The sequence below is a fragment of the Janthinobacterium sp. SUN026 genome (assembly GCF_030397625.1).
Lineage (GTDB): Bacteria > Pseudomonadota > Gammaproteobacteria > Burkholderiales > Burkholderiaceae_D > Janthinobacterium > Janthinobacterium kumbetense.
In genome coordinates this window covers 1,065,216-1,088,959 of sequence record NZ_JAPQNU010000002.1, presented here as the reverse complement: position 1 = coordinate 1,088,959, position 23,744 = coordinate 1,065,216, and the positions used below count along the sequence as shown (strand labels likewise).

The window sequence follows — 23,744 nt, the reverse complement described above, 5'->3', positions numbered from 1 at the left end:
TCATGGCGGCGGTCCCTTGCGACGTGCAATTTGCAAGGCGTTCGGATGCACGCGCAGGCCGCTGCGGGCGATGGCGTCGAGGTTGACGTCAAAGCCGATCTGCGCCTCGTTCAGGCGCAGGCAGAACATGGTGCCCACGGTGCACGACGTGCCGGGTTCGGCGACCGATAAAATCGGCTTGCCGATGAGCTGCGCCAGCAAGTGCTCGCGCTCGCCCTCGGGCAGGCTGCCCAGGTAGACGACGTCGCATTCGCTGGCCGCGCTTGCCGCCGCCGGGACTTTCACGCGGATGCGCTGGCCCAGGCTGGAGGCGGGCGTGTCGACGATGGCCGCGCCGTAGCGGGGTGCACCGACCATGCAGACGCGCACTTCCTGGCGCGCCACGGGCCAGCGCACATAGCTGACGATGCCAAACAGGACCTGGGCCACCTCGGCGGGACGCCTGGCGTCGGCCGCCGCGCCCGCTTGCGCCCACGCCGCACACGGCGCCAGCGCGGTGCCGGCGAGCAGCGAAGCCAGCAGCACGACAGCGAACAGGGCTGGCGGCGCGGAGCGCTGCCGGTGGCGGGGGGAGGAGGGCACGGCGTCGGTGTCTTTATTCGGGTCGGGTGGCTACTTATACTGTTACTCAGCAACACAGACTCTACGGAAGTCCCGGTTGAAAGTAAATCACGGCGCTACGCCATACAACCTTGCATTATAAACACGAATGTGAAAACTTGCATTCTTTACCATGAGAATTACTTGTCAACACTGCCGTGGCACGCCAGAGTGTTGCTATTCTTCCAGTGTCGCTTCCAGCAAGTCGATTTCGCGCAGCAGGCGCAAATGGATGGTGTCGTCCAGTTCGCCCGAAATGCGGCGGCGGAACAGTTCATCGCGCTCCGCATTCAGCGCTTCCAGGCGCAGCGCGCGCTCGGCCTTGGCCAGTTCCTGCAAGCGCATCGCCTCGTCGTTGCTGCTTTCGCCATATGCGAGGCGGCGCCGGTAGGCTTCGATCAGGCGGTTGGCCGCTTCCGTGACGACTTGCTGCTTGTCATTCTTGTCGATGCCTTCGCACACTTTTTCCAGCCGCGCGATGGCCGCTTCGGCGGCTGCGGCGCGGGCATTGCGCTCTTCCGTCGAACGGCGCGCGGGCGGCGCGAACACCAGGCCCTTGGTCAGCAGGGGCAGGGTGACGCTGGCCAGCAGCAGCGACAGCAGGATCACGCCCATGGCCAGGAAGATGACGAGGTCGCGCGCCGGGAAACGATTGCCATCGGGCAAGAACAGGGGCAGGGTCAGGATGCCGGCCAGGGTCAGCGCGCCGCGCACGCCCGCGAACGACGCCACCAGCAGCAGGCGCAGGCTGGGGCGCGCCAGCAGCGCCGCATCCTTCGGTTCGCCCGCGATTTTCTTGTGGTGCTTGAACAGGGTCAGTTTCATGGAAATGAAGACCCAGAGGAAACGCATGAAGGTCAGCCCCACCGTGATGGCGATGACGAACAGGGGCAGCTTCCAGGCGCTGCCGGCGCCGATTTCGGCGGAGGCGGCCGGCAAGCCGGCGACGGTGGCGGGCAGCTGTGCGCCCAACATGACGAAGATCACGCCGTTCAAGACCAGTTGCACGGTATCCCACACGGCCTTGCGCTGGGTGCGCGTGGCGGCCAGCGGGCGGCCGATCAGGTCGGCGTAGTGCATGGACACGCCCGCCGTGGCGGCGGCCAGGATGCCGGAACCGTGGATTTGCTCGGCGCCCAGGTAGGCGGCGAACGGGATCAGGATGCTGATGAGGATTTGCAGGCCCGGTTCTTCGCCCACCTTGCTCACCAGCCATTTATTCGCCAGGCCCACGCCCCACGAGATGGCCAGGCCGATGACGATGCCGCCGCCCGCTTCCTGCAGGAAACTCAGCGAGGCGGCGCCGATGGAAAAGCCGCCCGTCATCATGGCGCCCACGGCAAACGTGAAGCAGACCAGGCCCGAAGCGTCGTTCAGCAGCGATTCGCCTTCGAGGATGTGCATCAGGCGCGGCGGGATCGGGTTGCCGGCGGCGATCGCCGAGACGGCCACGGGGTCCGTCGGCGAGAGGATGGCGCCCAGCGCGAAGGCGACGGCCAGCGGCACGCTGGGGATCAGCCAGTCGATGAAAAAGCCCATGCCCAGCACGGTAAACAGCACCAGGCCGATGGCCAGCATCAGGATCGAGCGCGCGTCGGAAAAGAAGGCGCCCTTGGGGATGCGCCAGCCGTCGAGAAACAGCAGCGGCGGGATGAAGAGCAGGAAGAAAATGTCGGGATCGAGCGGCACTTGCACGCCAAACAAGGCCAAACCCGTGCCGCCGGCGATCTGGATCAGGGGCAGCGGCAGCTTGACCCAGCGCGAGCGGGCGAGAAAGCCGCACAGGACGACGGTCAGGACGAGGATGAGGATGATGGTAACGGTATGCATGAAGGAGCGGCGGCGTGCTGAAACGCTGATTATAAGGCGCAGCCCGCCTGCGGCGTTGCCTGCGTGTCATTGCGTACATACAACAAGTCACAATCGCGGTAAGATTGTCACTGTGGCCCTGTTGCCGCCGCCGTTGGCCGGCGGCCCGTGCGCCTTGCTTACACCCTGGCCTTTACTTTTCACTGGTTCCTGTTTTGCTCAAGAAAATCTTCACCGGCCTGCTGTTGTCGCTGGCATTGCTCATCGTGGCGGCCCTGGGCGCGTATCTGTATTACTGGCGCCCCGCGCTGGCGCCCATCGATCCGCCTGCCGCCACGGCATTTTCCCCGCAAGTGGTGGAGCGGGGCCGCATCCTGGCGGGCATGGGCAATTGCGCCGCCTGCCATACGGCCAGGGACGGCGCCGATTACGCGGGCGGGCACGGCCTAGCCACGCCGTTCGGCACGATCTACGCGACGAATATCACGCCTGACCGGCAAACGGGCATCGGCCGCTGGTCGCTGGCCGCCTTCCAGCGGGCCATGCGCGAAGGCGTGGGCCGCGATGGCGCCCATTTGTATCCCGTCTTTCCGTACACGCATTTCAACCTCGTCTCGGAGGCTGACCTGACGGCCTTGTACGCGTATTTCATGACGCGCCCGCCCGTGTATGCGGCGGCGCCCGCCAACAGCGTGCCGTTTCCCCTGAACTTGCGCCCCTTGCAGGCGGGCTGGAAGTTGCTGTTTTTCAAGCCAGCGACATTCCAGCTTGATCCTGCGCAAGGCCTGGACTGGAACCGGGGCCGCTACCTGGCCGAAGGCCTGGCCCATTGCGCCGCCTGCCACACGCCGCGCAATGCGCTGGGTGCCGAGCTGGCCGGTTCGCCCTATCTGGGCTCGGCCATCGACCACTGGTATGCGCCGGCCTTGACCAGCGCCAACACGGCCCCCTTGCCGTGGACGCAGGACGAGCTGTACGCCTTCCTGCGCACGGGCGCGACGGCCCTGCACGGCGTGGCGGCAGGACCCATGTCGGCCGTCGTGCACGAAGGCATGGGCGCCTCGCCCGATAGCGATATCCGCGCGCTGTCCGTGTATTTTGCCGGCGTGGCCGGCGCTGAACAACGCCAGGTCGATACGGATGCCGTGGTGAAGGCCGGCATCGCCCGCTCGCAGAGGGTCAGCCTGGTCGACAACGACCGTGGCGCCAGCCTGTACGTGGCCGCCTGCGCGTCGTGCCACTCGAACAGCGATGGCCGGCCCGTGGCCCTGCGCCCGGAACTGAGCCTGAACAGCGCTGTCAGCGCGCCCGATCCCGCCAACCTGATCCAGGTGATATTGCACGGCATCAGCAAGGATGCGGCCATGCCCGGCGTGCTGATGCCCGGCTTTGCCGCTTCGCTGACAGACAATGACGTGGCCCAGCTGGCCGCCTATCTGCGCCGCAGCCGCAGCCACCAGCCGGCCTGGACGAACCTGGAAGCTGCCGTGGCGCGCACGCGCGCCGGCAAGTAACTCTTGAAAGTTTCTTATGTATAACATTACCGTCAATGGCCAGCCCTTCGGCACCGAGACCGATGCCGAGACGCCCCTGCTGTGGGTGCTGCGCGATGAAGTCAACTTGAAGGGCACGAAGTTTGGCTGCGGCATCGGCATGTGCGGCGCCTGCACCGTGCACGTGGATGGCCGCGCCATGCGCTCGTGCATCACGCCGATTGCCGCCGTGGCCGGCTGCGCCATCACCACCATCGAAGGCCTCTCGCCCGATGGCACGCATCCTTTGCAGCGGGCGTGGCTGGCCACGCAGGCGCCCCAGTGCGGCTATTGCCAGTCGGGCCAGATCATGCAGGCGGCCACCTTGTTGAAAGATTATCCGCAGCCGACGGATGCGAATATCGATGCCGTCATGAGCGGCAACCTGTGTCGCTGCATGGCGTATGTGCGCATCCGCAAGGCGATCAAGCTGGCGGCCGGCATGCAGGAGGCGCCCGGTGTTTAAGTTGCCGAAAGAAAATTCTGCTGCCCGTCCCAGCTCGCTGGGCCGGCGCGGTTTCCTGATCGCCGCCGCCGGCACGGGGTTTACTTTGGCCTTTCTGCGCGCCGACAGCTCCTTGGCCGACAGCAAGGTGGCACGCGTGCCGCCCGCCAAGCCGGCCGCGCCCGTGTTCGACCCCAGCATCTGGTTCCAGATCGGCCGCGATGGCATGATCACCGTCAATATCGCCAAGGCGGAAATGGGCCAGCATATCGGTACGGCCCTTGCGCGCATCGTCGCCGAAGAGCTGGAAGCGGACTGGAGCAAGATACGCCTGCATTATGTGGACACGGACCCGAAATGGGGTTTGATGGTGACGGGCGGCAGCTGGTCCGTCTGGCAGAATTTCGACCCGCTCAGCCGTGCCGGCGCGGCCGGGCGCCTGGCGCTGGTCGAGGAGGGCGCGCGCCTGCTGCGCGTGCCCGTGTCCGCCTGCCACGCCAGGCTGGGCGTCGTGCATGGCCGGGGAAGGTCGATCAGCTATGGCGACATTGTGCACCGTGGCAAGCTGGCGCGCCAGTACACGCCGGAACAATTGAAAGCCATCGTGCTGAAAACGCCGCAGCAGCGCAGCCTGATCGGCCAGCACGTGCAGGCGCTCGACATTCCCGCGAAAATCAATGGCGCGGCCGTGTACGGCATCGATGCGCACGTCGAGGGCATGCTGTATGCGCGCCCGAAGATCCCGCCCACGCGCTACGGCGCGAAAGTGGTGTCCATCGATGATGCGGCCGCGAAAAAGGTCAAGGGCTACCTGCGTTCGTTCGCCTTGCAAGACCCCAGCGGCACGGTGCCCGGCTGGGTCATGGTGGTGGCCGAAACCTATGCGGCCGCCATGCGCGCGGCCGACCTGGTGCAAGTGAAGTGGCGGGCCGGCGCGGCCGCCCACGTGGCGGAGCAGGATATCCTCAACTACGCAACCAAGCAGCTGGCCGATGCCAGCCTGGGCGCCCGCGTGGTCGATGATGATGGCGTGGAGCAAGCGTTCAAGGATGCCAGCCTGCAATTGGAGCGCCGCTACACGACCAGCACCGTGCTGCATTTCCAGCTGGAACCCGTGAATGCCCTGGCGCAGGAAATCGACGGCGTCTGGCACATTCATGCGGGCAACCAGTGGCAATCGTTGATCCTGCCCGTGCTGGCGCAAGCGCTGAAGGTGCCGGAGAGCAAGGTCATGCTGCACACCTATCTGCTGGGCGGCGGTTTCGGGCGGCGTCTGAATGGCGACTATTGCGTGCCGGCCGCCTTGGCGGCGCAAGCCGTGGGGCGCCCCGTCAAGATGATCTGCACGCGGGCCGACGATGCGCGCTTCGATTCGCCCCGTTCGCCGTCCGTGCAGCATGTGCGCATGGCGTTCGACGACGCGGGCAAGGTGTCGGCGATGGTGCACGAGGCCAGCGCGGGCTGGCCCACGCAAGCCATGATTCCCGCCTTCCTGGCCAAGGATAAGCAGGGCCATCCGTATGACCCGTTCGCCATCGCCGGCGCCGACCACTGGTATGCGGTGGGCGCGCAGCGCGTGCGGGCCGTGTCGAACGACCTGGCCAACAGCAGTTTCCGCCCCGGCTGGCTGCGCTCCGTGGGTCCCGGCTGGACGAATTGGGCTGTGGAAAGTTTCATGGACGAGGCGGCGCAGGCGGCCAAGGTCGATCCGCTGGCGTTCCGCCTGTCCTTGCTGCAGGCGTCGGGCCGCAATGCGGGCAGCGCGCCGAACGCCGTCGGCGGCGCCGCGCGCCTGGCCCACGTGCTGCAGCGCGTGGCGGACAAGGCGGGCTGGGGCAAGGCCATGCCGCCCGACACGGGCCTGGGCATCGCCGCCACGTTCGGCCAGGAACGCGACATGCCCACCTGGACGGCGTGCGTCGCCCGGGTCAAGGTGGACCGCAGCACTTGCATGGTGAAAGTCGAAAAATTGTTCATGGTGATCGATGCGGGCAGCATCGTCGACCCCGATGGCGCGCTGGCGCAGGCGGAAGGGGGCGCCCTGTGGGGCGTGAGCATGGCCTTGCATGAAGGCACGGCTTTCCTGAACGGCGAAGTGAAGGATACCAACCTGAATACCTACACGCCCCTGCGCATGGCCGACGTGCCCGAGCTCGACATCGAATTCGTTGCCAGCACGCATACGGCGACGGGCATGGGCGAACCGCCCACGACGGCCGTGGCGCCGGCCATCGGCAACGCCATCTTCGCCGCCGTGGCGTCGCGCGTGCGGCATTTGCCGATCCGTCCGGAAGCCGTGCTGAAAGGGCTGGACCGGCACGGCGCCGTATAGTCCTGCCTTGCCGGTGACGATGCGCGAACGGCTGCGCAGGAATGGCCGCGGGCTGCTACACTGAAGTTGGCCGCCCGGGGCACGCAGGCTGTCCCCGGCCCGGCAAGATCAGCGTAAAATCAGCGTACAGCTTGACTTCAGCTTTAGCTTGATCCCAGCTCGATTGCGGAGGCAACCATGCAAGAACAATTTGTCAGCATTACGGCCGATGAACTTCAAATGGATGGCGTGCTTGAAATGCCCGAACGGCCGGTGGGCATCGTCCTGTTTGCCCACGGCGCAGGCGCCGACAGCGACTATCTGGGCGCTTCCAGCCACGCCACTTCCCAGGATTTTTTGCGAGCGGGCATCGCCACCCTGCGCTTCGACCAGGGCGGTGTCGAGCCTGGCGGCGGCAGCAATGGCCACGCGTATTTCGTGCGCAGCGATATCGTGCTGCTGGCGCGCCAGCTGGAAAAAGCCCTGGGCTGGCTGCAGCTCGACCCGTCCACGCGGCGCTTGCCCTGCGGCCTGTATGGCTATGGCACCAGCGCGGCCGTCGTGATGCAGCTGGCGGCCTGGCGCAGCGCGGAAATCGCCGCGCTGGCCGTGTGCGATGGCCAGGTGGAAATGGCCGGCAAGGCGGCGCTGGAAAATGTGCGCGTGCCGTCCCTGCTGATCGTGGGCGGGCGCGACCCCGACGTGGCTGGCCTGAACCGCATGGCGTTCGCCACCTTGCGCTGCGACAAACAACTGGAACAGATCGCCGCCCCTGGCGGCCCCGACACGCGCCACCAGGCCGCCTTGCTGGCCACGGACTGGTACACGCGCCATTTCAACGGGCATACCAGCACGGCGCAGTAGCGCAGCAGCTCAGGCGGCGCGCAAGTTCTTCGCATGGAAGCGCACGTGCTCTTCCATGAAGCTGGCGATGAAGTAATAGCCGTGGTCGTAGCCGACATGGCGGCGCAGCTGCAGGGGCTGGCCAGCGTCGCGGCATGCCGCTTCGAAGACGTCGGGGAACAGTTGCTCGGGCAGGAACTTGTCGGCCAGGCCCTGGTCGATCAAGATGCCTTCGGGGAACAGCGGCGGCTGGCCCTGCAGGCCGCGCATCAGCGCGCTGGCGTCGTATTGCTGCCAGCTGGCCTCGTCGCTGCCCAGGTAGCCCGTGAACGCTTTCTTGCCCCACGGACATTGGCTCGGTGCGGCGATGGGGGCGAAGGCGGAAACGGAGCGGAACAGTGCCGGGTTGCGCAAGGCCAGCACCAGCGCGCCGTGGCCGCCCATCGAGTGGCCGAAAATGCCCGTGCGCTGCGCGTCGATCGCCAGTTCCTGCTCCAGCAGGGCACGCAATTCCAGGATGTAGCTGTACATGCGGTAGTGGCTGCTCCATGGCGCCTCGGTGGCGTCCACGTAAAAGCCGGCGCCCACGCCGAAATCCCAGGAGTCGCTCTCGCCCGCGATGTTCGCACCACGGGGGCTGGTGTCGGGGGCGATCAGGATCAAGCCTTCTTCCGCGGCCACGCGCTGCGCGCCGCCCTTGATCATGAACGTTTCTTCCGTGCAAGTCAGACCAGCCAGGTAAAACAGGGCGGGGCGTTTGGTAGCGGCCACGCTGCCTGGCGCCGTATCGGGAATGAAGGCCGAGAAACGCATGGGCAAGCCGATGGCTTGCGCGTCGTGGCGATAAAAGCGTTGTACTCCGCCAAAACAGGCGTGTTCACTCAACAGTTCCAGCATGAATTCTCCTCGTTAATCTCACAGTATAGCGAGAGTAACGCACCGCAGAGGCGGGATCAGTCCAGCATGGCCGTTAATGCAGGCAAGATGTCCTGTGCCGGCGCTTCCGTCTTGAAGGTCAGCAAATGGTCGGCGCGCGTCTTGCCCAGGTTGATGGCGGCCACGGGCTTGCCCGTTTCGGCCGCCATGCGGCACAGGCGAAAGCTGGAATACACCATGACGGACGAGCCCACCACCAGCAGGGCGCCAGCTTCCATCATTTTGCGCTCGGCTTCGGCCGCGCAGGCGGCGGGTACGCCATCGCCGAAAAACACCACGTCCGGCTGCAGGGTGCCGCCGCAGCGGGGGCAGACGGGCAGGTGGAAGGTGGCCAGCTGCGACGGCTCCAGCAAGGCGTCTCCATCGGGCGCCGGCGTGGCCGTGGCACCCAGCAGCTGCGGATTATCGTGTTCGAGCTGATCCTGGATCAGGCGGCGCGTGTGGCGGGCCCGGCAATCGAGACAGACCACTCCATGTATGCTGCCGTGCAACTCCGTGACAGCGGTACTGCCCGCTTGCTGATGCAGGCCATCCACGTTTTGCGTGACCAAGCCGCCTATTCTCCTGCGCCGGGCCAGTTGCGCGATGGCCAGGTGACCGGGATTCGGCACGGCCCGCGCCAGGGTTGGCCAGCCCACCATGCTGCGCGCCCAGTAGCGGCGGCGCACGGCTTCCTGGCGGCGAAAATCGGGGCCTTGCACGGGCGCATTGCCGCGCCGTACACCTTGCGTGTCGCGGTAATCGGGTATGCCGGACGCCGTGCTGATGCCGGCGCCCGTCAGCAGCAGCACGTCGGGATGGCGCCGCAGGAACTGCGCCAGTTGATCGAGGACAAGATCGTCGCTGGCGGACCGCTGGCTGGCTGAGGGAAAATTTTGCATGATGCGCCATGCTAACCGAAAAGCATGGCGCCGTTGCAGGAGGGAGGTTTATTCCAGCTTCATGCCGAAGCGCTGCAGCCGCGGCTGCCAATGCTCCTGGATATTGGCTGACACGAGGATGCGCTCGGCCTTGCCGATCAGCAACGCGCGCGGCACGAAGCCGAAGTAGCGCGAGTCGGCGCTGTTGTCGCGGTTATCGCCCAGCATGAGGAAATGGTCGGCCGGCACCGTCACGAGGGCAAAGCTGCGCGCCGCGCCGGCCATTTGCGGCAAGACCTGGATGCGGTGCTGCTCGGTCTGGTTGCGTTCGCGGATGCGCTGCGCCGTGAGCTGGCCCACGTGGGCGATGGTTTCAGGGGCCGTGTCGAGCGCCGTGTACTGGGCGGGCTGGCCATTGATGACCAGCTGCTCATTGCGCATTTCCACCGTGTCGCCGGGCAGGGCGACGATGCGCTTGATCAGGCGCGTACCGTCTTTCGGCGAGGAAAAGGTGACGATGTCGCCCCGCTGCGGTTCGCCCAGGCGCTGCAGCACGATATCGGTGAGCGGCACTTTCAGGTTGAAGGCGAGGCGGTTGACGAAGACCACGTCGCCTTCGAGCAGGTTGGGGCGCATCGACGCCGACGGGATGGGATTCCAGTCCGCCACGGCCGTGCGGAACACGCCGAACAGCAGGAGGAACATCAAAAAACCTTTGTTGGCGCGCATCCATGTGCTCATGTCGGCTCTTTCGCTGGGCAGTGCCCGTGAGGGTGAAGGGAAGCGCCATTGCTGCTGGCGCCATATCACGATGCACGGCGAGGCTGAAGCCAGTCTTAAATCAACGCAGGCGCGGCCGATGGCGTGACCATTGTTGCGTGCACGCATCACTACGCCGGTTTCAGGGATGCCGGCACGGCGCATGCGCGTCGTCGTCGCCGTTGCGTCGGCGCTTGCCGTGCATCTCGTCCCACAGCTCGCCGAGCGCCACCAGCAAGCCGCCGGCCACGAAGGGGATCGCCACCAGCCAGGGAATACTGTCGAGCCAGGGACCCAGCAGGATGGCCGAGGCCACGGCGATGACGATGGCGCTGCACCAGAAGCGGCGCGGATGCCGGAGCGTGAACAGGTAGTGAAGGTCGTTCATAAATCCTCCTTGGTGAGCAGGCGGAACAGCCGGGCGGCCAGAATGCTGCTGACGGCGATGACGATGCAGCCGTCCAGGAAAAACAGCACCTTGCCCACCAGATGCATGCCCTGCACGAGGTAGACTGGCAATTCCTGCGCTTCCGCCCACTGCGTCATGCGTGCCAGCACGATGGCGGCGGCAAAGATGACGACGGCCAATGCCAGCACCAGCAGCACATGTTCGAACAGGCGTAGCCGCACTTTCATGTTGGACTTTGCAAGATAGATAAGATTCCCGAACCTTGACGTTATCAGTCCATTATCACGGTGCCTTGCGCTGCCACAAAGTCGCGGACGATAGGAGGAAAACGGCATTGACGTCCGGGAATGCGGCTACTTGAAGGCCTTGATGACGGCGTCCAGCTTGACCTTCAGCGACTTGTCGTGCGCGTGGATGGCCGGCACTTCGCGCTGCACGCCCAGCAGCTGGTAGACGGCCGTTTGCGCCGCGCGCACCGAGTATTCCACGGTGAAGACGACGTCGTCGGCGATTTCCACGAACTGGCTGACGAAGGCCAGGTTGACGGAGTTGGCCGGCACGGGCAGGGGGCGGTCGCTCTTCGCGCGGGGCATGAACATGCTGGTGATGTAGGGCATGCGGCAGGGAATGCAGTTCGCCGTGGCCATGATGTCGAGGTCGAAGTTCAGGTGGCCGCACAGCTCGCGCAGGATGTCCTCTCCGCTGCAGTCGGACATGGGCTTGGCGACGAAGTTGCCGATGCGGTCAGGGTGCAGCGCGTAGCCCCAGAATACTTGCACCCCCGCGGGCTGGCCGGCGAAATGGGGCTGGTGCGCCAGCACGATGGACATGAGCCAGTTGCTGTCCTTGAAGGTGACGAGGCCGCCCGTGCCCGCGCTGTTGCCCGTGAAGCGCTCCATCCTGTCAAAGAAGGCGCCGTCCTTCAAGGTGACCGTGTACGAGGCCCAGTAGGATTCGGGGATGCTGCTGTTGAAGGCGGCGGGACGGCCCAGTTGCGGGCGTCCCTCTGCCAGCTTTTCCCACAGGCGCCAGCCATGGCTGTCGTGCTTCGTGCGCCTGGCGGGCGCGCGGTGCATGCTGCCATAGCTGGACGCATCCGTCATCGAGGCATTCTGGAAAAACACCAGGTCGCCCGCGGCGACGGGGACCACGTCGGCCAGGCCGCGGCGCTGGCAGGCAATGGCAGTGGCGCTCAGGCGGCCATCGGATTCTTGCACCTCGATATCGGTCACCGTGCAATCCATGATGAGGTTCACGCCTTGCGCCTGCAGCCAGGCGACCAGCGGGCGCACCAGCGAATCGTACTGGTTGTAGACGGTGCGCTTGACGCCGGCCAGGGTTTCGATGCGCGAAAACTCCAGCATGAAGCGGTGCAGGTAGCGCTTGAACTCGACGGCGCTGTGCCAGGGCTGGAAGGCGAACGTGGTGGCCCACATATACCAGAATCGGGTGTCGAAGAATGCGGGCGAGAGCCAGTCCGTGATGGCGCTGCTGCCCAGCGTGTCTTCGTCCGCTTCCGTCAGCTTCAGCAGTTCCAGCCTGTCCTGCATGGAAAAGCCCATGCTGCTGACGTCGACCTTGAAACGGTTGCGGTCGACCAGCCGCGCGCGCGAGTGGGGAAGGTGCAGTTCGTTGAAAGCGATGGTTTCGTCGTAGACGCTCTGGCCCGCATGCTCGAGCGAGGGGATGCTCTTGAACAAGTCCCAGGTGCACTCGTAATTGTCGGTGGTCAGCATGCGCCCGCCGCGCAGGGTATAGCCATCGTCGGCATTGCCGCCGCCGTCGAGGCTGCCCCCGGTCACGGGCGACGCTTCGAAAATGGTGATGTTGCTGCCTTGCATGCCGCCGTCGCGTAGCATGAAGGCGGCCGCGGCCAGCGAGCCGATGCCGCCGCCGACGAGGTAGGCTTTTTTGTCTGTATTGCGCATGTTGTTCCCTGAGTGTGAGTGCATCCGCGTGCGCGAAAGGCTGGCAGGCGACATGGCCGACGCCGCGCCATATTTGCCTATTTTACAACATCAGGTAAGGGCTGCCTGCTTTATGGAGCAGTTGCTCGGTTTTTCAGGCGCCCGCGTATTCCTTGCGCCGTTCAAAGTACAGCAAGTCCGACCAGGCATCCTGGAAGCGCATGGCTTTTTCCGAACGGCCATACTGGTGAAAGCCGTTGCGCTGCATGACGGCGACCGAGCCCAGGTTTTGCGGCCGCGCCGTCGCTTCCAGGCGCCACAGTTCCAGTGTGCCGAAGGCCTCTTCCAGCAGCAGGGCCACCACGCGCGTGGCGTAGCCGCGTCCGCCGAACCGTTCGCCGATGCGGTAACCGAGCGTCGCCTTGTTGAAATAGGGGCGCGTGACGGCCGTCAGGTTGACCCTGCCGATGATTTGCCCGTCCAGCTTGGCCAGATACTGGTAAGCGAGGTCCTGCTGGCGTTCGCGCTGCGCCTGCTCGATGGCGGCGGCGATGGTTTCCTGGTGGTAATAGGACGGCGCGCGCGCCGTGACCCAGCTTTCAAAATACGCGCGGTTTTCCAGTTCGAAGGCCAGCAAAGCGGGAAGGTCGGCGCTGGAGGGCGCGAACAACTGAAGGCGGTCGAGGTCTGGCATGGGATCGTGTGGGAGCATGAGCGAGGAAGGCGTCAACGCAGTCCCCAGACGTCGTCTTCCGTCCAGCCCAGTTCCGCAAAATCCTGCGCCCGCTCGCCCGCTTCGCCGGCGCAATAGAATTCGTCGAGCTGGGGCGGCGCGATGCGCGTGCCGGCCAGCATGGCGTGCACTTGCCCCCGGTGGTGGATCTGGTGCTGGAACAAATGCGCGAGCATGCGCTGGCGCGTATCCACTTGCGGCGTGTCGCGCAGGATCGTCACGGGCCGCGCCAGGTCGGCGTCGCACAGGCTGCGGCAGTGGGCGATCAGGCGCGCGTCAGACGCATGCTGGGCCGCCTGCAGCGTGGCGCAGTCGGTAAATGGCTCGTCCTGTTCAAAGAAGGCATAGCAGTCGGCATGCGGCGCCTCGCCGCGCAGCTCGCGCTCCAGCGCGTCGAGATAAAACCAGTCGCATGTGAGGATGTGGTTCAGGGTGAACTGGATGGTGGGGAAAAAACTGACGCGCGTCGCCTGGAATTCGGCCAGATTTAGCTCGCCGCAGGCTTTCAGCAGGCGGTGGTTGCTCCAGGCGTTGTTGTACGCCTGGGTGGTGACGTAGCGGGCCAGCATATTGCTCATGATTTACCTTGCAAGGAAGGAGAACTGCGAGAGCGCCACTGTATCACTTTTCGGCAGGTGGACCAAGGCGACCACGCCCGCCGCACCGGCACGGCTGTCATCAAGTAAAATCGCGCAGCGGATGTCGCGATAGTGATGCATATAGGGCTGGAAAAGCAAAATGGGTTGGATAGGAAAATTACTGAACGGCGGCGAAAAAAGCAAGCTTGCGCCAGTCACGGCAGCGGCGGCGCCCGAGATGACACGGCAGCCAGCGACCATCACTGAAATCGATGCCATCTACTACCGCTGGCTGGCGGCCGCTGGTTCGGCGCAGGCGACAGCGCAGGCCGAACAGCAGATTCTGGACGAATTGACGCGCCTGGCCAGTGAACCGATCGCCGGTGCCGCGCTGGTGCCGCGCATTCCGGCCATCATTCCGCAGTTGATGCGTACCTTGCAAAACGAAAACATGAGCGCGGCCGAGCTGTCGCGCCAGTTGGCGCAGGACGTGCCGCTGGTCGCCGAGGTCTACCGCGAAGCGAACCGGCCCCGCTACCATTCGCGCTACAACGCCAGTCCGTCGATCAACAATATGGAAGGCGCCATCATGCTGCTCGGGCAAAACGGCATGCGCATGCTGCTCGCCCGCGTCGCCTTCCGCCCCATCGTCAGCATGCAAAGCGGCGGGTTGACCATACGCACGGCGCCGCTGATCTGGCGCCAGTCCGAGAAATGCGCGCTGGCGGCCAACCTGGTCGCGCCCGCAATGCAGGCCAACGCCTTCGACGCCTATCTGGCGGGGCTGATGGCCAATGTGGGCCTGGTGGTGGCGTTCCGCCTGATCGACCAGATGCACGCGCCCGATGCCTTTCCGCAATCGGACGCCTTCATTGCCCAGGTGTTTGCGCAAGCGCGCATCTTGTCGGTACGGATCGCCGAGTTATGGGAGTTTCCCGAGTCCGTGACCCGCGCGATCGGGCAGGCCGATGCCGATGCCGATCCGCAGGCGCAAGCGCTGGCGCTGGGCGACCGCTTGAGCAAGCTGCGCATGCTGGTCGATACTGGCCGTTTTCCTGCCGATGATCCCTTCGTGATGACGGGACTGAGCAAGGCCGAGCTGCAGGTGTTTGACAAGCTGGCCGACGATGAGGACGACGAGGACGAGGACGACGAGTGATGGCCGCAGGCCGGTCGAACGGCACCCCGGCCCGGTAGCAGATTCTTGCGGCCAGGGCCGCGATTGCGTGGTAATCTGGCAATTAAATGAGCGGCCCGTCTGCCATTCCATCCTGTCGTATCCCCATGCTGCCGAGGAGGTTCCTTGCTTCCATTTCGCCGTTCCATGCTTGCCGCCGCGTGTTTGGTAACAGCGGCGCAGCCCTGCGCCGCCGCGCCGGACACACTGCCCGTCAAACCGGCCTTCGTACCGTCCGCCTGCGCAGTGCCGGTGCTGCCCGGCGAAAAGATAGAGTGCGGCATGCTGACCGTCCCCGAACATCGGGGCAAGGCCGATAGCCGCGCCATCGCCTTGCCGGTCATGATTTTCCGTAGCGGCGCGGCTACGCCCGCCGCCGATCCCGTCGTGTATCTCCCCGGCGGACCTGGCTTGAGCAGTATCGACGGGCGCAGCAGCGGCAAAGGCAATCCCTTCCTGCTGGAACGCGACCAGATATTGTTGGAAGGACGCGGCAACAAGCATGCGCAGCCTTCGCTCGCCTGTCCTGAGCTCAATGCGCTGCGGGCGGCTGACGCCTCGCCGGCCGCGCAGACCGAGGCCGTTGCGCGCTGCCGCGCCGGGCTGGTGGCGGCCGGCATCGACCTCGATGGCTACACCTCGGCGGAATCGGCGGACGACCTCGACGACCTGCGCCGCCTGCTCGGCATCGCGCAGTGGAACCTGATCGGCTACTCCTACGGCACCCGCCTGGCGCAGACGGTGCTGGCGCGGCATCCCGAGGGCGTGCGCAGCGTGGTGCTCGATTCCGTGCTGCCGGTTGATATCAACTATGACGAAATGGCCGCCGCGCCGCTGCGGCGCGCCATCGACCTGGTCCTCGACGGCTGCGCGACGGAGCCTGCGTGCGACGTGCGCTACCCGGACCTGCGCGGGCGCTTGGACGCGCTGCTTGCGCGCGCGGACCGCGACGGTATCGCGACGCCCGGGCGCGTGCTGCGCCGGCGCGACATCGTCAATGCCCTGGCCGAGGGCTTGCAGCAGCCCGCGCTGATCCCCGCCTTGCCTCGCCTGATCAGCGAAGCGGGGCAGGGCCGTCCGCAAGGCTTGCTGCCATTGCTGCGCAGCGCTCCTTCCAGCTTCAACTGGGGACTGCGCCTGTCGATCTGGTGCGGCGAGGAGATGCCGTTCGAGCAGCGCGACCGCATGGCCGCGCAAGTGGCGCCGGCCCTGGGGCTGGGCGGCGTGGATAACCGCACGGCGACGCCCGGGATGTGCGGCGCCTGGCGCGTTGCAGCGGCTGCGGCGCAGGCAAACGATGCCGTGAAAAGCGACGTGCCGGTGCTGATCCTGGCCGGCGAATTCGATCCCGTCACGCCGCCAGCCTGGGGCCGGCGCCTGCTGCGCAGCATGCCCAACGCGCGCTTCGTGCAGATACCGGGCCAGGCGCATGGCGCCATGTTCAACCGCTGCGGTGGACAGCTGACACTGGCATTCTTACGCGACCCGCGCGCGCCCTTGAACCTCGATTGCGTGGCAAAGATGCCGGGGCTGGTGTTTGCCGCCGATTAGCGCGCAAAGTAGAGCGCATGCAGGTGCTCGAGGTCGACCTCTGAGGCCGCCTGCGACAGCGCCACCTTGCCGCTTTGCATCAAGTAGACGTGATCGGCCACGCCGACGGCGCGCGCCGTGTTCTGCTCGACGAGGATGATGGTGCGCTTGCCGTCGTTCAGGCGCGCGAGGATCTCGAACAGTTCGTTGACCACCAGCGGCGCCAGGCCCAGCGACGGCTCGTCGATGATCAGCAGCGACGGATCCGACATCAAGCCCCGCGCCATGGCCAGCATCTGCGCCTCGCCGCCGGACAGGGACCCTGCCAGCTGCCTGCGGCGCTCGTGCAGGCGCGGGAACATGGCGTAGGCTTCCGCCAGGCGGGAGGGCATGTGGCTACGGTGCTCCTTCGGAAAGGCGCCCATGATCAGGTTTTCTTCCACGCTCATGTCGCGGAACGTCATGCGCCCCTCGGGTATCATCGTGACCCTCGCGTCGCTCATTTTCCATGTCGGCGTGCCGTTGATGGGCGTGCCATCGAGCGCGATGCTGCCCGCGCCCACGGGCAGCAAGCCCATGATGGCGCGCAGCAGGGTCGTCTTGCCGGCGCCGTTCGGGCCGATGATGGTGGTCAGCTTGCCCTTCTGGATGGACAGCGACACATCCCACAGCACATTGATGGCGCCATAGCCGGCGCGCAGATTCTCTATGTTAAGCATGCGCGGCTCCCGTGTAGCTTTCGATGACGGCTGGGTCGCGGAAGACGCAATCGGGCGTGCCGTCGGCGATCAGCTGGCCGAAATTGAGCACGGCCACGCGCTGGCACAGATTGCTGATGGTTTCGATATCGTGCTCGATCATGACGATGCCCACGCCAAAGGCGGCATGCAAGTCCTTCAGCATGCCCATGAAACGGCGCTTGCCATTCGTTTCCAGTCCCGCCAGCACTTCGTCGAGCAGCAGCAGTTTCGGGTTCGTCGCCAGCGCCTTGGCCACTTCCAGCGCCTTCAATTCCGTCAGCGCTAGTTCGCTGGCCGCGTCGCGCTGCGCCTTGTCCGCCAGGCTCGTGAAATCGAGGATTTCATCGATCTTGCGCATGTCCACTTTGCCGGTGCCGAAACGCTGCGCCACGACGAGGTTTTCGCGCACCGTCAATTCATGCATGGGCTGCGGGATCTGGAAGGTGCGGCCCAGCCCCAGGCGCGCGCGCTGGTACATGGGCGTGGCCATGATGTCGCGCCCCTCGAAGCAGATGCCGCCGCTGGTGGGGCGCACCAGGCCGGAAATGGCGTTGAACAGGGTGGTCTTGCCGGCGCCGTTCGCGCCCACCAGGCCGATCACGTCGTGGCTGCCCACCTTTAACGTGACGCTGTCGACGGCTGTCAGGCCGCCGAAGCGCACGGACACATTATCGAGTTCAAGCATGTGCTTTTTCCTTCGCATTGACGAGTTTGCGCAGCAGCGGCAGCAAGCCGTTCGGACTGAAGACGATCATCGCCACCAGCAGCACGCCCAGCACCAGCTGGTGGCCCGTGGGGATCAGCGACTTGAAAATCAGCTGGTCGACCAGGTAGACCACCACGGCGCCCAGCACGGGGCCGAGTATCGTGCGGTAGCCGCCGAAGATGGCCGCCACGATGGGCAAGGTCACCCACAGGCTGTTGAAGGCGTAATCCGGTTCCAGGAAATTGATGTAGTGGGCGTTGAAGGCGCCGAACAGGCCCGCCATGAAGGCCGACACGAGCAGCATGGCGCCTTTCAGCAGGGTGCTGTTGACGCCGACGACGCGCGTGGCGTCTTCGCTGTCGTGCATGGCGCGCAGGGCGATGCCGTAGTGACTGGCGCGGATGCGGCTGTAGGCAAACGCGCAGCATACCACCAAGGTCAGCACCACCAGGTAGGCGCCCGTCTTGCTGGCCAGGTCGAAGCCGAAGACGGTGGGCAGGGCCGGGATATTGTTGATGCCGCCGGCGCCGCCCGTGACGGAACTCCATTCCGTGGCCAGGATGCGGAAGATGTGGGCGTAGGCGAGGATGGCCAGCGCAAAATACGGACCGCGCAGGCGCAGTACGGGCAGCATGATGACGGCGGCGATGGCCGCGCCCGCGCCGCCCAGCAGCATGGCGGCAAACACGGGCAAGCCCAGTTTCACGGTGGCCAGCGCGGAGACATACGCGCCTACGCCGAAGAAGGCAGCGTGACCGAAGCTGACCATGCCGCCCAGGTTGCCCAGCAGGGCCCAGGACATGGCCACGCCGCCGATGATCAGGGCCGCCACCACCATGCTCATCACATACTGGTTGGCGCCCAAGGCCAGCGGCACGACGATATACGCGGCCAGCAGCAGGCCCGCCGTGGAAATCAGTGTCGAGCGCTTCATCCGCGCCTCCGTTGTGCGCCGAACAAGCCGTTCGGCATGATGAACAGCACCAGCAGGAACAGCACCATGCCCGATAATTCCTGCAGTGCGGAGCTGGCGAGGGTGACGGTCAGCGCCTCGGCCACGCCCAGCAGCACAGCGGCCAGCAGCACGCCGGGGATGGAACCGATGCCGGCCAATACCGTGATGATGAAGGCTTTCACCGTCAGCGCGCCGCCGTAGGCCGGCTGGATCACGCCATAGCTGAACAGGGCGACGCCCGCGAAGGCGGCCAGGATGCCGGCGACCAGGAAGGACACCAGTTCCGTGCGGCCCGGGTCGATGCCCATCAGCTTGGCCGCGTCGCGGTTGCTGGAGACGGCGCGCACGGCGCGGCCATACCAGCTGGTGGACAGCCAGCGCCACAGCGCCGCCATCAGCACCAGGCTGACGCCAAAGAAAATCACTTCGCTGCGCATGCTGAAAAACGGGCCGATTTCAAACCCTTCCTGCAGCCAGCTGGACGACGTCGAGCGGATGTCGGCCTTCCACACGAGCAGGATGAAATTGGTGAGGATGACGCCGATGCCGTAGGTGAGGATCAGCGAATTGATTTCGCGGTCCTTTTTGATGCGGCTGACGATCAGATACACGCCCACGGACGTCAGGCTGACGATCACCAGCGCGATGGGAATGGCGAACATGGGACCGAGTCCCAGGCCGGATTCGACGCTGTAGGCGATGTAGGCGGCCAGCAGCACCAGTTCGCCGTGCGCCAGGTTGATCACTTTCATGGTGCCGAAGACCAGCGCCAGTCCCAGTGCGATCAGGGCGTAGGAGCCGCCCTGCAGCAAGCCCGAATACAGGGCTTGCAAGATTAATTCTGTCATGTCGTCATCCCGTCAGGCAGCCGAAGAGCATCGCGAAGATGCGCCAGGGCTGCCGTTCATCGGTGCGCGCCCGGGCGGACGCGCGCGTGCGCAGCGGGAGGCTGCCTACCAGGGCAGGGCTGGATAGGCCAGCTTGCCCGTCGCGTGTTCCTTCGGCCAGACGATCACCACTTTCTTGTCCTGGTGCTGCGCCATGCGGTGCACGAAGTTCTGGTTGTCGCCGTTGGCGGCGAACTGCACCCGGCCGATCAGGGTTTCGCGGTCCGTCTTGCGCATTTCCTCGGCCACGCCGCCTTTCTTGATGGTGCCCTTGTCGGCCGCGCGCGCGATCGCTTCGAACAGCAGCATCGACTGCACATAGCCGAACTGGCCCAGGTAGTCCGGTTCCTTCTTGTACAGCTGCTTGTAGGCGTCGCTGAAGGCCTTGCCGTCGGCCGTCTTGAATTCGGTAGGGAAGGGCAGCAGGGCCGTGCCGAAGACGTTCGGCATCAGGTCGGGGAAGTCGGCCGCCATTTTTGGCGTGGCCAGCGACCACACGCCCACCATGGCCTTGATTTTTGGCTTCAGGACGCGGGCGGCGCGGATGATGCCCACATAGTCGTTTTCATAGCCGACCATGGCCACCACTTCCGATTTGTCCTGCAGCTTGATCTTGTTGATGATGGGTTTGAAGTCCGTAATCGCCGGGTCGAACGAGTGCGTCGTCACTTTCACGCCCTTGGCTGCCAGGGCTTTTTCCACGTCCTTCGCCAGGCCCGTGGTGGCATCCTTGGTCGAGTACACGATGGAGACGGACTTGGCGCCCACGTCCTGCAGCAGTCCCAGCATGGCTTTTTCGTAGCCGGCCGTGTTATTGATGCGGAAAAAATTCTTGCGCCCGCTGGATACCAGGCTATCGTCCACGCCGCCCGAGGTGATGTAGACGAGGCCCAGTTTATTCGCCGTGTCCGAGGCGGGCGAGATATTGTTCGAGCCATAGCCGCCCGTGATGGCCACCACGCCCTGGCTGGCCAGCTTTTCCACGGCGGCGATGGCCTTGGCGGGTGCCGATTCGTCGTCGACGGTGATGATCTTGATGGTGTGCTTGCCGTTGGTCTTGTTGAAGACTTCGGCCGCGACCATGATGCCTTCCTGCATGCCGGCGCCGACACGCGCCAGGTTGCCCGTCAGCGGGATTTCCGCGCCGACCAGGAATTCGTCGGCGCTGGCCTGCGTCATCCAGGCGCTGGCAACCAGTGCTGTCATGGCGATGCGTGTGTAGGTGCGTTTCATCGTGTCTCCTCCGGTGATGTGGCTTGGTTTTATTGTCGGTTCTGGTAATACATGGTCAACTTATCGTGCATTCTGCGCCATTTGCCGCAGCTGCCCCTTTAAAATCTTGCCCGTGGCGGCGGCCGGCAGCGCGTCCATGACGATGATGGCGGACGGGCATTTGTACGGCGACAGGGTCTGCGCCAGCCAGGCCTGTAATTGTGCCACGCTGGCGGGCTGGCGCGGGTCCAGCTCCACGTAGGCGATGACGTCCTCGTTGCCATCGGCCATAGTGCGTCCCACCACGGCCGACTGCACCACGGACGGGTGGGCGTTCAGCGCCGTTTCCACTTCCAGCGGATATACATTGAAGCCGGAGCGGATGATCAATTCTTTGGTGCGGCCGACGATGAAGAGGGCGCCGTCGGGATCCTGGCGCGCCATGTCGCCCGTATTGAGCCAGCCGCCATCGCGCATGGTGGCCGCCGTCATGGCCGGTTCGCGGTAATAGCCGGCCATGACGTTCGGCCCGCGTATCCACAGTTCGCCCGGCTCGCCCGGCGCCACATCAAGGCCGTCAACGCTCACCACGCGCACTTCCACGCCCGGTATCGGCGTGCCGACGGAGTCGTCGCGGCGCGGCGCTTCCAGGCGCGTCTGGCTGATGGTGGGCGCGCTTTCCGTCATGCCGTAGCCATTGTGCAGCGCGGTGCCCAGCAGCTTTTCCACCTCGTGCTTGAGCGACGGCGCCAGCGGCGAGCCGCCTGCATACGCGAAGCGCAGCTTCGTCGGCAGCGGGGTATCGGCGCCGCCCAGGGTTTGCAACAGTTTCGCGTACATGGCGGGCACTCCCTGCACGATGGTCAAGCCGTCGTCCTTCAGGGCCGAGAGCAGGCCATCGACGGAAAAGCGCGGCACCAGGTACAGCGCGGCGCCCGCATACAGGGTGCCCAGCGCCACCGAGGCCAGGCCGTACACATGCGAAATCGGCAGCACGCCGTAGGCGCGGTCGGTGTTGGTCAGGCCCCGCAATGTGCTGGACACGGCGGCGATGAAGAGCAGGTTGCGGTGCGTGAGCATCACGCCTTTCGACTGGCCCGTCGTGCCTGTCGTGTAGATCAGCGCGGCCACCTGTTCATTGCCGGGGACCGTATCTTCGACGATAGTTGTCTCGTTCAAGTCGCCGACCAGCAGCTCGCCCATGCCGTCGACCGTGGCGCTGGCCGCGCCCAGACGTACCGCATGCGCGGCCGCTTCCGGCGAGGCGCCAGCCAGGAACAGCACGCGCCGCGCGGAACTGTGCGTGGCGATGGTATCGATTTCGCGCGCCGACAGCCGCGCGTTGACGTTGACGATCCACGCATCGATGCTGGCGCAAGCGAAGATCAGCGCCACCTGCAGCGCGCCGTTCTCGCCCACCACCATCAGGCGGTCGCCGGCGCGCACGTCCAGCTGGCGCAGCAGCCGAGCGGCATCTTCCACACTGTGCTGCAGCTGCGCATAGGTCCAGCTGCGGCCAGCTTCATGCAGCGCGGGTGCGTCCGGCGCGCGCGTCGCCCAGTGGGCGGGGATGGCCGACAGGCGCGCCGGCAAGCCGGCCAGCAGGGCGGGAATATCCATGGCGGCCTCCTTCACTTTTGCGCTGCCTTGATCATGTTGCGGGCGATGACGATTTGCTGGATCTGCGTCGTGCCTTCATAGATGCGGAACAGGCGAACGTCGCGGTAGAAGCGCTCGGCCGCGTATTCGCTGATATAGCCGGCGCCGCCGTGGATCTGCACGGAGCGGTCGGCCACGCGGCCGCACATTTCGGAGGCGAACAGCTTGCAGCACGATGCTTCCGTCGAAATGTCTTCCTTGTTGTCGCGCCGGCGCGCCGCGTCGAGCACCATGCTGCGCGCCGCGTAGATTTCGGCCTTGCTGTCGGCCAGCATGGCCTGGATCAGCTGGAATTCGGCGATGGGCTGGCCGAACTGCTGGCGTTCCATCGCATACGCCAGGGCGTCGGCCAGCATGCGTTCGGCCGCGCCCACGCAGACGGCGGCGATATGCAGCCGGCCCTTGTCGAGCACTTTCATGGCCGTCTTGAAGCCCACGCCTTCCTTGCCGCCGATGAGGTTTGTCGCCGGGACGCGGCAGTTCTCGAAGATGACGTCGCAGGTATGCGCGCCTTGCTGGCCCATCTTTTTATCGATCTTGCCCAGCGAGAGGCCGGGCGTGTCCTTTTCCACGATGAAGGCGGAAATGGCCGATGCGCCCCGCTTGACGGGATCCGTGCGCGCCATGACGGTAAAAATGCTGGCCTCGGGCGCGTTGGTGATATAGCGCTTGCTGCCGTTGAGGATATAAAAGTCGCCGTCGCGCACGGCCGTCGTGCGCAGGGATGCGGCGTCCGAACCCGATCCTGCTTCCGTCAAAGCGAACGAGCCGATGATGTCGCCGGCCGCCAGTTTGGGCAGATAGTATTGTTTTTGCGCTTCCGTGCCGTCGATAACGATGCCTTGCGAGCCGATGCCGTTGTTCGTGCCGATCAGCGAGCGGAAGGCGGGCGAGGTGCGGGCGATTTCAAACGCGACCCGGACTTCCTCTTCCATGCTCAGTTCCAGGCCGCCGTAGGCTTCCGGGATCGACAGACCGAACAGGCCCAGTTCGCGCATCTGGGCCACGATGGCGGGCGGGATGGTGTCCGTTTCGGCCACCAGCGCCTCGTTCGGCACCAGCACTTCGCGCACGAAACGGGCGATGCTGTCGAGCAGGATGTTCAAGGTTTCTTCGTCGCGTATCATCGGGTTCCTCGGTACTGTAATTAAGAGGG

24 protein-coding genes are annotated in these 23,744 nt (G+C 65.2%); 6 read left to right on the top strand and 18 right to left on the bottom strand.

The window, feature by feature from the left end:
• Both OX459_RS14440 and OX459_RS14435 read right to left on the bottom strand, forming a co-directional pair.
• On the bottom strand, window positions 1-582 hold the full coding sequence (locus tag OX459_RS14440; protein WP_289905540.1) for a YfiR family protein: 582 nt from the start codon (window positions 580-582) through the stop codon (window positions 1-3).
• Between the two features lie 195 nt (window positions 583-777).
• Window positions 778-2,430: a Na+/H+ antiporter gene (locus OX459_RS14435; protein ID WP_289905539.1), complete on the bottom strand. Its 1,653-nt coding sequence runs from the start codon at window positions 2,428-2,430 to the stop codon at window positions 778-780.
• Between the two features lie 194 nt (window positions 2,431-2,624).
• Here OX459_RS14435 and OX459_RS14430 point away from each other — a divergent pair, with 194 nt between their 5' ends.
• From OX459_RS14430 to OX459_RS14415, 4 genes are all read left to right on the top strand, one after another.
• Window positions 2,625-3,923, top strand: a complete 1,299-nt coding sequence (locus OX459_RS14430) for a cytochrome c (RefSeq protein WP_289905538.1) — start codon at window positions 2,625-2,627, stop codon at window positions 3,921-3,923.
• A gap of 16 nt (window positions 3,924-3,939) precedes the next feature.
• The gene (locus tag OX459_RS14425) at window positions 3,940-4,407 is read left to right on the top strand and encodes a (2Fe-2S)-binding protein (protein WP_034782880.1); all 468 of its coding nucleotides are present in this window, start codon (window positions 3,940-3,942) and stop codon (window positions 4,405-4,407) included.
• Window positions 4,400-6,718 (top strand): molybdopterin cofactor-binding domain-containing protein, encoded by a 2,319-nt coding sequence (locus tag OX459_RS14420; RefSeq protein ID WP_289905537.1) that lies wholly within the window; start codon window positions 4,400-4,402, stop codon window positions 6,716-6,718. The genes OX459_RS14425 and OX459_RS14420 overlap by 8 nt, the downstream gene beginning before the upstream one ends.
• A 177-nt stretch (window positions 6,719-6,895) precedes the next feature.
• A complete protein-coding gene (locus OX459_RS14415) occupies window positions 6,896-7,561 on the top strand; it encodes a hypothetical protein (RefSeq protein ID WP_077402643.1) in 666 nt (221 codons plus the stop codon).
• 9 nt (window positions 7,562-7,570) lie between these two features.
• Here OX459_RS14415 and fghA read toward each other — a convergent pair whose 3' ends face one another.
• The 9 genes from fghA to OX459_RS14370 all read right to left on the bottom strand — a co-directional run bounded on the left by fghA (window position 7,571) and on the right by OX459_RS14370 (window position 13,926).
• A complete protein-coding gene (fghA, locus tag OX459_RS14410) occupies window positions 7,571-8,437 on the bottom strand; it encodes an S-formylglutathione hydrolase (RefSeq protein WP_289905536.1) in 867 nt (288 codons plus the stop codon).
• 56 nt (window positions 8,438-8,493) lie between these two features.
• Window positions 8,494-9,357, bottom strand: a complete 864-nt coding sequence (locus OX459_RS14405) for an NAD-dependent protein deacetylase (protein ID WP_289905535.1) — start codon at window positions 9,355-9,357, stop codon at window positions 8,494-8,496.
• A 48-nt stretch (window positions 9,358-9,405) separates the two neighbouring features.
• Entirely contained in the window at window positions 9,406-10,077 is a 672-nt protein-coding gene (gene lepB, locus OX459_RS14400; RefSeq protein WP_289905534.1) for a signal peptidase I, read from the bottom strand.
• A gap of 160 nt (window positions 10,078-10,237) precedes the next feature.
• On the bottom strand, window positions 10,238-10,483 hold the full coding sequence (locus tag OX459_RS14395; RefSeq protein WP_251351185.1) for a hypothetical protein: 246 nt from the start codon (window positions 10,481-10,483) through the stop codon (window positions 10,238-10,240).
• The gene (locus tag OX459_RS14390; RefSeq protein ID WP_289905532.1) at window positions 10,480-10,731 is read right to left on the bottom strand and encodes a hypothetical protein; all 252 of its coding nucleotides are present in this window, start codon (window positions 10,729-10,731) and stop codon (window positions 10,480-10,482) included. The genes OX459_RS14395 and OX459_RS14390 overlap by 4 nt, the downstream gene beginning before the upstream one ends.
• A 126-nt stretch (window positions 10,732-10,857) precedes the next feature.
• Complete coding sequence (locus tag OX459_RS14385; RefSeq protein ID WP_289905531.1) at window positions 10,858-12,456, bottom strand: oleate hydratase; 1,599 nt, start codon at window positions 12,454-12,456, stop codon at window positions 10,858-10,860.
• 109 nt (window positions 12,457-12,565) lie between these two features.
• Window positions 12,566-13,105: a GNAT family protein gene (locus OX459_RS14380; protein WP_289905529.1), complete on the bottom strand. Its 540-nt coding sequence runs from the start codon at window positions 13,103-13,105 to the stop codon at window positions 12,566-12,568.
• Window positions 13,106-13,137: 32 nt separating this feature from the next.
• The gene (locus OX459_RS14375) at window positions 13,138-13,722 is read right to left on the bottom strand and encodes a DinB family protein (RefSeq protein WP_289905528.1); all 585 of its coding nucleotides are present in this window, start codon (window positions 13,720-13,722) and stop codon (window positions 13,138-13,140) included.
• 3 nt (window positions 13,723-13,725) lie between these two features.
• Window positions 13,726-13,926 (bottom strand): hypothetical protein, encoded by a 201-nt coding sequence (locus OX459_RS14370; RefSeq protein WP_289905527.1) that lies wholly within the window; start codon window positions 13,924-13,926, stop codon window positions 13,726-13,728.
• A 34-nt stretch (window positions 13,927-13,960) separates the two neighbouring features.
• On the opposite strand from OX459_RS14370, the gene OX459_RS14365 reads away from it, so the two are divergent.
• Together OX459_RS14365 and OX459_RS14360 are read left to right on the top strand one after the other, a co-directional pair.
• The gene (locus tag OX459_RS14365) at window positions 13,961-14,881 is read left to right on the top strand and encodes an HDOD domain-containing protein (RefSeq protein ID WP_289905526.1); all 921 of its coding nucleotides are present in this window, start codon (window positions 13,961-13,963) and stop codon (window positions 14,879-14,881) included.
• 300 nt (window positions 14,882-15,181) lie between these two features.
• A complete protein-coding gene (locus OX459_RS14360) occupies window positions 15,182-16,450 on the top strand; it encodes an alpha/beta hydrolase (RefSeq protein WP_289905524.1) in 1,269 nt (422 codons plus the stop codon).
• On the opposite strand, the gene OX459_RS14355 is transcribed toward OX459_RS14360, so the two are convergent.
• The 7 genes from OX459_RS14355 to OX459_RS14325 form a co-directional block, all read right to left on the bottom strand.
• Window positions 16,447-17,148 carry an ABC transporter ATP-binding protein gene (locus tag OX459_RS14355; protein WP_289905523.1) on the bottom strand — a complete coding sequence of 234 codons (702 nt, stop codon included), beginning with the start codon at window positions 17,146-17,148 and terminating at the stop codon, window positions 16,447-16,449. The two genes, OX459_RS14360 and OX459_RS14355, sit on opposite strands and share 4 nt — an antisense overlap.
• Window positions 17,141-17,854, bottom strand: a complete 714-nt coding sequence (locus OX459_RS14350) for an ABC transporter ATP-binding protein (RefSeq protein WP_289905522.1) — start codon at window positions 17,852-17,854, stop codon at window positions 17,141-17,143. The genes OX459_RS14355 and OX459_RS14350 overlap by 8 nt, the downstream gene beginning before the upstream one ends.
• Window positions 17,847-18,809: a branched-chain amino acid ABC transporter permease gene (locus OX459_RS14345; RefSeq protein WP_289905521.1), complete on the bottom strand. Its 963-nt coding sequence runs from the start codon at window positions 18,807-18,809 to the stop codon at window positions 17,847-17,849. The genes OX459_RS14350 and OX459_RS14345 overlap by 8 nt, the downstream gene beginning before the upstream one ends.
• Window positions 18,806-19,678 carry a branched-chain amino acid ABC transporter permease gene (locus OX459_RS14340; RefSeq protein WP_035817692.1) on the bottom strand — a complete coding sequence of 291 codons (873 nt, stop codon included), beginning with the start codon at window positions 19,676-19,678 and terminating at the stop codon, window positions 18,806-18,808. Before OX459_RS14340 ends, OX459_RS14345 begins: the two co-directional genes overlap by 4 nt.
• Window positions 19,679-19,783: 105 nt before the next feature.
• On the bottom strand, window positions 19,784-20,950 hold the full coding sequence (locus tag OX459_RS14335; protein WP_289905520.1) for an ABC transporter substrate-binding protein: 1,167 nt from the start codon (window positions 20,948-20,950) through the stop codon (window positions 19,784-19,786).
• Window positions 20,951-21,010: 60 nt separating this feature from the next.
• On the bottom strand, window positions 21,011-22,549 hold the full coding sequence (locus OX459_RS14330; RefSeq protein ID WP_289905519.1) for an AMP-binding protein: 1,539 nt from the start codon (window positions 22,547-22,549) through the stop codon (window positions 21,011-21,013).
• An 11-nt stretch (window positions 22,550-22,560) separates the two neighbouring features.
• Window positions 22,561-23,715 (bottom strand): acyl-CoA dehydrogenase family protein, encoded by a 1,155-nt coding sequence (locus tag OX459_RS14325; protein WP_289905518.1) that lies wholly within the window; start codon window positions 23,713-23,715, stop codon window positions 22,561-22,563.
• Window positions 23,716-23,744: the final 29 nt, after the last annotated feature.

What these genes read in the sequence shown, in the direction of transcription:
- OX459_RS14365 (WP_289905526.1), top strand. Translation starts at nt 13,961, where the DNA reads ATGACACGGCAGCCAGCGACCATCACTGAAATCGATGCCATCTACTAC.
- OX459_RS14335 (WP_289905520.1), bottom strand. Translation starts at nt 20,950, where the DNA reads ATGAAACGCACCTACACACGCATCGCCATGACAGCACTGGTTGCCAGC.
- OX459_RS14355 (WP_289905523.1), bottom strand. Translation starts at nt 17,148, where the DNA reads ATGCTTAACATAGAGAATCTGCGCGCCGGCTATGGCGCCATCAATGTG.
- OX459_RS14435 (WP_289905539.1), bottom strand. Translation starts at nt 2,430, where the DNA reads ATGCATACCGTTACCATCATCCTCATCCTCGTCCTGACCGTCGTCCTG.
- OX459_RS14380 (WP_289905529.1), bottom strand. Translation starts at nt 13,105, where the DNA reads ATGCCAGACCTCGACCGCCTTCAGTTGTTCGCGCCCTCCAGCGCCGAC.
- OX459_RS14425 (WP_034782880.1), top strand. Translation starts at nt 3,940, where the DNA reads ATGTATAACATTACCGTCAATGGCCAGCCCTTCGGCACCGAGACCGAT.
- OX459_RS14415 (WP_077402643.1), top strand. Translation starts at nt 6,896, where the DNA reads ATGCAAGAACAATTTGTCAGCATTACGGCCGATGAACTTCAAATGGAT.
- OX459_RS14350 (WP_289905522.1), bottom strand. Translation starts at nt 17,854, where the DNA reads ATGCTTGAACTCGATAATGTGTCCGTGCGCTTCGGCGGCCTGACAGCC.
- lepB (WP_289905534.1), bottom strand. Translation starts at nt 10,077, where the DNA reads ATGAGCACATGGATGCGCGCCAACAAAGGTTTTTTGATGTTCCTCCTG.
- OX459_RS14330 (WP_289905519.1), bottom strand. Translation starts at nt 22,549, where the DNA reads ATGGATATTCCCGCCCTGCTGGCCGGCTTGCCGGCGCGCCTGTCGGCC.
- OX459_RS14345 (WP_289905521.1), bottom strand. Translation starts at nt 18,809, where the DNA reads ATGAAGCGCTCGACACTGATTTCCACGGCGGGCCTGCTGCTGGCCGCG.
- OX459_RS14375 (WP_289905528.1), bottom strand. Translation starts at nt 13,722, where the DNA reads ATGAGCAATATGCTGGCCCGCTACGTCACCACCCAGGCGTACAACAAC.
- fghA (WP_289905536.1), bottom strand. Translation starts at nt 8,437, where the DNA reads ATGCTGGAACTGTTGAGTGAACACGCCTGTTTTGGCGGAGTACAACGC.
- OX459_RS14390 (WP_289905532.1), bottom strand. Translation starts at nt 10,731, where the DNA reads ATGAAAGTGCGGCTACGCCTGTTCGAACATGTGCTGCTGGTGCTGGCA.
- OX459_RS14385 (WP_289905531.1), bottom strand. Translation starts at nt 12,456, where the DNA reads ATGCACTCACACTCAGGGAACAACATGCGCAATACAGACAAAAAAGCC.
- OX459_RS14340 (WP_035817692.1), bottom strand. Translation starts at nt 19,678, where the DNA reads ATGACAGAATTAATCTTGCAAGCCCTGTATTCGGGCTTGCTGCAGGGC.
- OX459_RS14360 (WP_289905524.1), top strand. Translation starts at nt 15,182, where the DNA reads ATGCTGACCGTCCCCGAACATCGGGGCAAGGCCGATAGCCGCGCCATC.
- OX459_RS14405 (WP_289905535.1), bottom strand. Translation starts at nt 9,357, where the DNA reads ATGCAAAATTTTCCCTCAGCCAGCCAGCGGTCCGCCAGCGACGATCTT.
- OX459_RS14325 (WP_289905518.1), bottom strand. Translation starts at nt 23,715, where the DNA reads ATGATACGCGACGAAGAAACCTTGAACATCCTGCTCGACAGCATCGCC.
- OX459_RS14395 (WP_251351185.1), bottom strand. Translation starts at nt 10,483, where the DNA reads ATGAACGACCTTCACTACCTGTTCACGCTCCGGCATCCGCGCCGCTTC.